At 64.2% G+C, this 8812-nt stretch carries 2 protein-coding genes; both read left to right on the forward strand.

What is annotated here, in order from left to right; all coding sequences use genetic code 11:
* A partial coding sequence (locus ABLA28_RS08945; RefSeq protein ID WP_347713367.1) for a transglycosylase SLT domain-containing protein occupies window positions 1–1856 on the forward strand: 1856 nt, incomplete at its 5' end.
* Window positions 1857–1931: 75 nt separating this feature from the next.
* Complete coding sequence (locus ABLA28_RS08950) at window positions 1932–8795, forward strand: LPD23 domain-containing protein (protein WP_347713368.1); 6864 nt, start codon at window positions 1932–1934, stop codon at window positions 8793–8795.
* Window positions 8796–8812 lie beyond the last annotated feature (17 nt).

An 8812-nucleotide genomic window follows, 5' to 3' on the forward strand; every position in this document is an offset into this window, starting at 1 on the left:
CCATGGAGGCCGGGGCGACGGCCGTGCAGCGCTCTCCCGACGATCCCTTCGTCTTCGAGAGCGTGCGGCAACAGCGGGAGAACGCCATTCGCGCGCAGCTCTACGGCGCGGCTCCCGAAACGATTTCCCGAGCAGTAGAGGAGGCGAACTCCGACCTGGAGGCTCAGCGAATCGCGGTCGTCGCGTCTCGGGATCCCTTTGCCGCTCTGGCCATGACGGAGGACTCCACATATCTTCTGCCGGATGCGGCCACGGGACTCAGGAACAAGTTGTCCCCGGAGGTGGAGCGTCTGGAGCGGCAGGCTGCGGCGGAGGCGGAGAAGGAGGCGGCCTACGCCGCCACGGACATCCTCATGGACCGGTTTGGGACGGACGAACAGGCCGCCTGGAGCGCGATGGAGAACGACCCCTCGCTGGACCCCGATATGCGCGAGCGTATCTGGGGCAAGTACAAGGCGCGCGCCTCCGACCGGAAGCGGTGGGAGACGCAGCGGGACCGCGAGTACATGAGCGGCTGGATGGACAAGATCGCCGACAGCTCGAGCATGGAGGAGGCGCAACAGTTTATTCAGGACAGCGGGGCGGACGGACAACAGCGCGTGCAGATGGAGCGCGCTGCCGCACAGATACACCGACCGGAGAAGTTCAAGGAAGACGTCCGGGATTGGGCGCAGGCGTTCAAGGAGGTCACGAACGGGCAGATCAAGACGGACGAGGAGTTGATCTATCGCTGGGGCGGGCGGCTCTCCTCCGGCACCATAAAGAGCCTGGTCAAGATGTTCTACAAGGAGAGCTCCGGCGGGACCGGCGGCTCCAGCGGTTCCGGAGGCGGCGGCTATGTGGGCTATAGCTTCGCGGACGCGATAAAAAGCTCCATGAAGGACCTGAAGATCAAGGACGGCTCTCAGGAGTCGGCGCTGTTCGTGACGATGGTCGGCGAGGAGATCGGCGCAAGGGAAACAAATCTGAAGCGAAAGCTAACCCCGCTGGAGAAATCCAAGGTGCTCGAGGAAGCCGCGAAGGTGTACGTTACCAACGGCGGGGATAACCTCTCGGAGTTCCAGCACCGCATGGCCGAGCGCCAGGGATTCATCGACGTCCCCGGTCAGGGGTTTGTCCGCAAAAACGCCGACGGCAGCTACGAACGCTACGACCCCTCGCAGTCCTACGAGCTGCCGATCCTGGGCGAGGGCGAAGGGCCCCCCAGGCAGCCGGAACCGCTCCAGCCGATCCCCGATCGACAGGGTCAGGGGGCGCAGGCCCCCGCCGAACCTCGGCAAAAACGGCAGAAGCGCCCCAAGATGATGCCGGATGGGACGCCGTACGATTCCCCCGCCTCTTCGGGGCGCCCCTCCTTGCAGGGGGGGCAGAAAGGGAGCGGCAGGACGCCTCCGGTACGCGGGGAGACGCCGGAGATGAATACCGTCATCAATGAGGCTGCGGCGGAGTTTGGGGTAGACCCCGATTTCGTCAGGGCCGTCATCAAGCAGGAGTCGGGGTGGAAGCCCAAGGCGGTCTCTCGCGCCGGGGCCCAGGGACTCATGCAGCTGATGCCTAAAACCGCCAGGGGGCTGGGGGTTACGGACTCCTTTGACATCCGGCAGAACATACGCGGCGGGACGAAGCTGCTGGGGCAACTGCTTCAGCGCTACGACGGGAATGTGGAGAAGGCTTTGGCGGCCTATAACGCCGGGCCCGCCAGGGCGAACCAGGACAGGTCCAAGTGGCCGAATGAAACGAAACGGTACGTCCCGGCTGTCCTGAGTCACTACAAAAATATCAAACAGGGCAGGGATAAAGGGCAGAACAACATGGCAAAGAAACAAAGCTCTCCCCACGCCTCTTCTCATGCATAGGTGGGCGGAGTGAAGATTGATAGAAAATACGCGGACCCGGCGACACTGGGGTAATTTTTTAATCCGGAGGACGACATGTCCATAACGCTAGACGACGATTTCGATTACACCATAGATGAACGCCGTGACGCCGAGGACGACGGTCCGGCGCTGCGGCCGGGATACGCACCCCCGCCCTCCCTTGGGGAGGGGACAGCGACCTTCGGCGCGGAGACGGCTGGCAATGACTCGGAGCCGTTTTTGACACTGAGGGACCGGAGCCGAAGCACTATCGACTGGAACCGGTTCATACGCCCCGCCACGCCGGAGGAGATCAAGGCATACGACGAGTGGGAGGCGCAGCGGGCAAAGCAGGGTATGGGGGCCGTGATCTCGCAGGTCTTCCAGGATCGTCGGCAGGCCTGGGAGCAGACGCCCGACCAGGCAGCCCACCGGATGTGGCTGGAGCGGCAGACCGGCATTCCGCAACGAATGATGAAGGATGGGGACGTGCTGCGCACCGCGGAGATGCGCGCGCAGATGGGCATGGACGCCCTGACGCTTCACGACGCGCCGGAGCAGGTGGTGAGCTGGCTCAAGACGCCGGGGATGCTGGAGATCGCCCGGGACGACCTGGAGACGCTGAAGAAGGTCGGGGACGCCCTCCAGCAGCTGGCGGCATCGAAGGCCCCCACTCGGCCGGGCAACAAATGGAAGGACTTCCGAAGCGGCATTGCCGATGCTCTGGAGGGGAAGGCGGATGTGCGGGAGATGCAGGCCGCGGCCCGCATGAGTCCGAGCGTCCTGGAGCCGGAGGGCGACGTCGGGACATCGAGCGGCGTCATGGGGCTGGGACGCGGGTTTCTGGCCAGCCTGCCCAAGGAGGTCCGCAAGGATGTCGCGGCCGCCATGAGCCGAGCCGCGCTGTCGAACGCCGACGAATGGCGGAGCTGGGCCGAGTGGGTCCGGCCGGACCCCTACGTCCTTCCGAAGGAGGGGACGTTCTCCCGCTGGCTCAGCGACGTCGTGAGGGGCACGCCCTACACGCTGACGGGGATGCCGGTGTCCGCCGCGCTGACAACCGGGGGCGCTGTGCTGGGCGGTCCACTGGGGGCGACGGCCGGGGCCGCGCTGAGCTCCCTTATTCAGACCAACGGCGAGGCTCAGCTGGAGCAGGCCCATGTTTGGAGAGAACTGGTCGATCGGGGCATGGACCCCGCAGAGGCCTACGACAAGAGCTTTAACGAGGTTTACCTTCCGAATTTCGGGCTGCTGTACCTCTCGAACTTCCTGCAGGACCGCCTGACGTTCGGCGTCCCGATGGGCAGGGGGGCCGCGTACTGGGTGAAGCGGGGCGGGAACCTCCTGCTCTCGTCACTCTTCGAGGGTGGCGAGGAGATTGGGCAGTCCCTCATCTCGAACCGTGCCCTGGGCGAGGAGAACGACTGGGGCCAGCTGCTGTACGAGGGGGCCGTCGGGGTCGGAGTCGGGCTGGTGTTTAGCGGCGGGGGGACGGCCCTGGGCACAGCGATGGGACAGTATCGGGAGCATCGTGCCGAGGCCGGTGAGGCTCGGGAGTCGACCAGGATCGGGGCCGTGATGGACGAGGCCGTGAAGGCAGCGGAGGCCTCCAGAGTACGAGAGCGCTCGCCGGAGGCCTTCGACGACTTTGTGGAGTACGTCGGCGGCCAGGGGCAGGAGAAGGTAAACGTGGACGGCGCGGTGTTCTTCCAGACCTTTGGGGAGGACGCATACGCCGCGGCGGAACGGCTGGGAATTGGGGACGGCCTGGATGAGGCGGCGCGGACCGGAGGGGCCGTGGAGATTCCGACCGCAGCCATCCTGAAAAACCCGGACATCTACGAAAAAGTCAAGAACGATCTCCGCTACTCTGACGACGGCATGAGCCGCAACGAAGCGCAGGAGTACGAGGGAACGCGGGACGAGCGGAACCGGGCCGACATCGATGCGGCTGCCTCGGCGATGCGTACGGTCCAGGAGGCCGGAGAAAAGGCCGAGCGCATTCGGGACGGGTTGCGGACGCAGTTCGAGGCGCTGGGGCACAAGAAGGTCGGGAGGCGGGAGGCGGAGTTCTACAGCACGATCTGGACCGCCGCCATCGCCAACGAGGCGCGATACGCCGGCGTGGACATCGAGGAGATGGCGCGCCGGCCCGAGTGGAACCTGCGGTTTCAGTACGACCGCGGGACCGGCGACATCAGCAGGATGCGGGACGTCTACACGCATCCCGTCAACGCCGGCGTGGACTTGGGGCAAAAAGTGCCCATACTGGATCTGAGCGGGAAAATTCCCGACGCGCAGCAGGTGACGCCGCAAGAGCTCCTGGACTTTTTGAAAGCAGAGTTTGTGGGGAAGGAGCCGAGTATAAGCGCCGACGGGGAGGCGATGATCGGGTTGCCGTCCAACTCGGCGGCGAAACACGTCGTGCGCTCCTCGTGGAAAGGGCTGACCTACGAGGACATGGACACGAGGACCGCGGGGCTGATGTCCCTGCGGGACGTTCTACAGAACGCGACGCTGATCGAGAGCAGCCCGAATCAGAAGTCCAGCAAGACGCACCTCAAGAATATTCACCGTTTCTATATTCCCGTCTGGTCGTCCGATGGGCTGAAGACCCTGCGCATTGTCGCTCATGAAAGCAAAAATAGTGATGGAAGGACACCCGTTGAGGTCGATTTGAACGACCTCATTGTTGAACGGCAAAATGAAGGCCCCGCGCGCCTCTCCGGCACACCCCTTTCGGGAGTTCTTCCGGAACGGCAACTACGCGGAGCCTCCGAAGTCACTATAGCCGATATGCTCCGCGGCGTCAAGGACGCGGAGGGAAGGCCGTATGTTGGGGAGGAGTATCAGCAGTCCTCAGTGCGCCAAAGCGAGGACTACGACTACAGCGACCCGAAGACCTGGCCGGAGGGGCCGGGACGGGACGAGGCGCTGATGCTTGAGACGTGGCAGAATTTCGAGCCCGACGGAGAAATCGAGACCTGGCCGGAGAGCCCGGAAAAGACGGAGGCGCTGGCCCTCTGGGAAGAGTATGGCGAGATCGAGACGTGGGTCGAGAACCTGTCCCGTGAGGAATTCGATCGGATGCTGTGGAGCGATGACCCGGAGTTTGTCCGTAAAAATGAGCGCGGAGAAGAGATTGAGAACAGACTGCGTGTGTTGGCGCGGAGGCTGAGGAAGAAGAAGCCCAAGGGAGCCGAAGGGCGTCTGCTCCAGCTCATCGAGGCTGAGGAGGAGGCCGCGGTACGGGAGGCGGAGGAGTACTACCAGATCATCGGCAAGCGTGGAGCGGAAGCCCTGGACGCAGCCGAGGAAGGCACGACCCGCCTCGACAACCTGAACGTCGTCCGCGAGATGGAGCAGGCCGGCAAGGACGCCAGGGCGATTCGCCTGGCTACGGGCTGGGAGCGTGGGGCGGATGGGAAGTGGCGGCACGAGATTCCGGACGGGGCTTTCTGGCGTGAGGGGTTTATCAGCAATCCGGACTTGCTGGAGTTCCGCGAGCTCGAAAAGAAATTTATTGATGGGGCCCTCACGGAAGAGGAGCAAGCCAGGCTCAAGGAGTTGGAGCCCGTCGCTAGGCAGGTAAGAAAGCCGTCCAGACTCTCCGATTTTTACGACTCGCCGGAGCTCTATGCGGCGTACCCGGAATTGGCGGACATCAGCGTCAAGTTCCAGGAGAGGTACGGGGAGGGTAAGGGGAGCTATAGCCCATCCGAGAACACAATTTTACTCGATACGGGCCTCCGAGGGGATGCCGCCAAGACAGTGCTTGTCCACGAGATTCAGCACGCGATACAAAACATTGAGGGGTTCGCCAGCGGCGGGAACCTGGAGAAGGGGGGCGAGCGATATCATCGCCTTGCAGGAGAGGCGGAGGCCCGGAACGCCGAGAGACGCACGCTTTTGACGGACAAAGAACGCAAGGAGCGTCTATTGTCCGAAACAGAAGACGTGGCACGAGAAGATCAGATCGTCCTGGGAGAGATGCTGGAGATGGAGATGGCGTACTACCCGCACCAGGCCGATGAGAAGCTGGCGCAGGACGAGAAGGCGTGGGCAACCCTGATCGACCGTTTCCTGGACAACGAGCTGTCCGGGAAGGAGAAGGGGGCGCCGCTCCCCGTGATGACAACCCCTCTGGTGCTTTCCTTGACCGGCGTGGAGGTTCTGCCCGTCGAGATCCACGCGCGTAATCTGGACAAGATTCTTAACGGAAAACATGAGATCGCTCCGGAGACCCTGAAACAGCTCCCCAGAGCCATTGCCGACCCGATCATGATCTTCCGCTCCCCCGCAGACGAAAGCAAGGGGCGGTACAGCAGGGTCATCCTGACCGAGCTGACGGAGAAAGATGCCGGCGGTGAGGACAGGAGCATCGTTGCGGCTATCACGCTCAAGAGGGCGAACACGCGGCACGGATACGAGATCAACGAACTGACAACCGTCTTTCGGAAAGACGTGAGCTCCAGGCAAAACCTGACCCCAGAGCTCGACGTCCTGGACTGGATGACGCGGAGGCATAAGGACGGCAGCCCCATGAACCTGCTGCTGTACTTGAACAGAAATAAGGGCCTTGAATGGCTGGACCACACGGGCACGTCGCCCAAGGCATCCAGTCTGTTTCAAGACCCTTACGTGCAAAGTGTACCAAATGAGGCCGACCTTGACAACCTGCGCGGTACGGCTCCCGGGTTTTATCAGGACGCGACTACGCCCCTGGGGTCCACGCGGTTCGGAGATGCGGAGACGATCGTCACCATCCTGAGGGACGGGAACCGCTCGACCTTCCTGCACGAGCTGGGGCACGTGTTTCTGAACAGCCGCAAGAAACTCGCCCTGATGGAGGGGGTCGACGATACCGTCCGGCAGGACTGGGCGACGTTGGTGGAGTGGCTGGAGGTCGCCGACATCGACTTCTCCAAGCCGCTGTCCGAGGCGGACGAGAAGCGCTGGAGAAACGCGCACGAGAAGTTCGCCGCGGGATTCGAGAAGTACCTGATGGAGGGCAGGGCCCCCAACCTCGATCTGGCACGCGCCTTCCGAGCGTTCCGCAAGTGGTTGACGGACATCTACAAGGCCGTCCGCAACGTCTTTTACGTGGACGCCGACGGCAACCGCGTGGAGTTCGAGATCAACGACGAGATACGCGGCGTCATGGACCGGATGCTGGCCAGCGAGGAGGAGATCGAGGAGAGCCGCGCCGTCAGGGAGGCGGAGCGGCTGGCGCACATCCTGACCGGGCAGGGTATCCCGGACGAGGTGGTGGAGCGCTACCGGGACGCCGTGGCCGCAGGGGCCGACGCCGCCAGGGGCAGACTGTACAGAAAACTGACGGCGGAGCTCAAGGCCGAGAAGCAGGCGGAATTGAAGGAGGCGCGCAGGGCGGCGCGCAAGCAGGCCGGGACCGAGGTGTGGAGCCTGCCGGAGTACCGGGCGCTCAAGGCCCTGCTGACGCCGCGCGACAAGGGCGGGCTGAGGCTGTCCATGCCCGAGCTCGTCGATCTCTACGGCGACGCCGGCGCCAAGGACCTGGCGCGGGAACTGCCGGTGGGGGTGCTTGCCAACGACGGACTGCCCCTTGCTGAGGCCGTGGAGTTGCTGGGATACGGCACGCCCGAGGCGCTGTTGGAGGATCTGAAGCGGGCAAAAAAGCTGCCCCCGCAGCAGGCCATAGCGGACCGGGTGAGGACGGCGACGGCGCAGCTGGAGAGCATGATCCACGACCCGGAGGCCCTGCGGGCCGAGGCGGAGCGTATCATGCACGGGCGGGAGCGCCTGGAGTGGCTGGCGCTGGAGACCGAGATGCTGGACGAGGCGGCGCGCAGGCTGGGGAGGAAGATCGGGGAGGACGCGCGCAGAGAGGAGGGGGAGCGCGAAAGGCAGCGGGAGAGGGACCAAAACAGGAGGGCTGAGGAGGACCTGCGGGGCGTGTTCGGCCCGGAGAACCTGGCCGCGATGGCACAGGCCGCCGAAGCGGAGGCGGAGCGGATCATCGCGGGCAAACGGATGCGGGACATCTCCGTGTCTCATTACATGGCCGCCGAAAAACGAGCCTCGTCAAAGGCGCTGCAGGCCGCGGCCTTCGCCCGCTTCGAGGAGGCGCGGCAGTGGAAGCGGACGGAGCTGATCAATCACGCACTGGCGATCGAGGCCATGAACGTCCGGGAGGAGTACGAGAAGGGCCGGAAGCTGCTGGAGCGGTACTGGCCCAACCGGAAGCGGCTGCGGGGCGCCATCGGCAACGAGGCGTTCAATCAGATCATCGGGCTGCTGGAGCGCCTGGGCGTCAACTCCGAGGACCCGGCGGCGAAGGACCGGCCGCGGCTGGACGAGTATCTGAACGACTTGGCGAAGAAGAGGGAGACGATGCCGCCCGTGGCGCGCTGGCTGCGGGACCTGGACATCCGGGACGCGCGGGCGAGCCTCGCCAGCCTGAACCCGGAGCAGTTCGAGGACGTGACGAAGGCCGTGACGGCCCTGGACCGGATCGGGCGGCTGGAGAACAAGCTGCTGACCGCACAGAGAAACGAGACGTTTGCGGAGACCGTGGAACGCCTGAGAGTCGCGACGGAGAAGCATCACGGCCTGCCGGGGGCTCAGAGCCGTGCGACGGATCAGAAGGGCGTGGGGCTGTTCGCCGGAGCGCTGGCATCGCTGGACCGCGTGGAGACACTGCTGAGGCAGGCCGACGGCCTGGAGGAACAGGGCCCCTTCTGGGAGACGCTCTACCTTCCTGCGCAGCGCGCCTATGAGGCGGAGCTGGTCAAGGGGAAGGCAGCGAAGGAGGCCATCGAGGCGCTGCTCGACAAGCACTTCAAGGACAAGAAGGCGTTCACCCGCTTCCTGAACGAGAAGCTGGACACCGGGATGATCGACCCCGGAACGGAAAAAAGCTCTATTGGACCGGGGAAAACCTGCTTTGCGCCATGCTGAACTGGGGGAATCAGCAC

Origin of the sequence: uncultured Fretibacterium sp., from assembly GCF_963544685.1 — a bacterium.
Taxonomy (GTDB): domain Bacteria; phylum Synergistota; class Synergistia; order Synergistales; family Aminobacteriaceae; genus CAJPSE01.

Coding starts and splice junctions, on each gene's coding strand:
- ABLA28_RS08950 (WP_347713368.1), top strand. CDS start 1,932: ATGTCCATAACGCTAGACGACGATTTCGATTACACCATAGATGAACGC.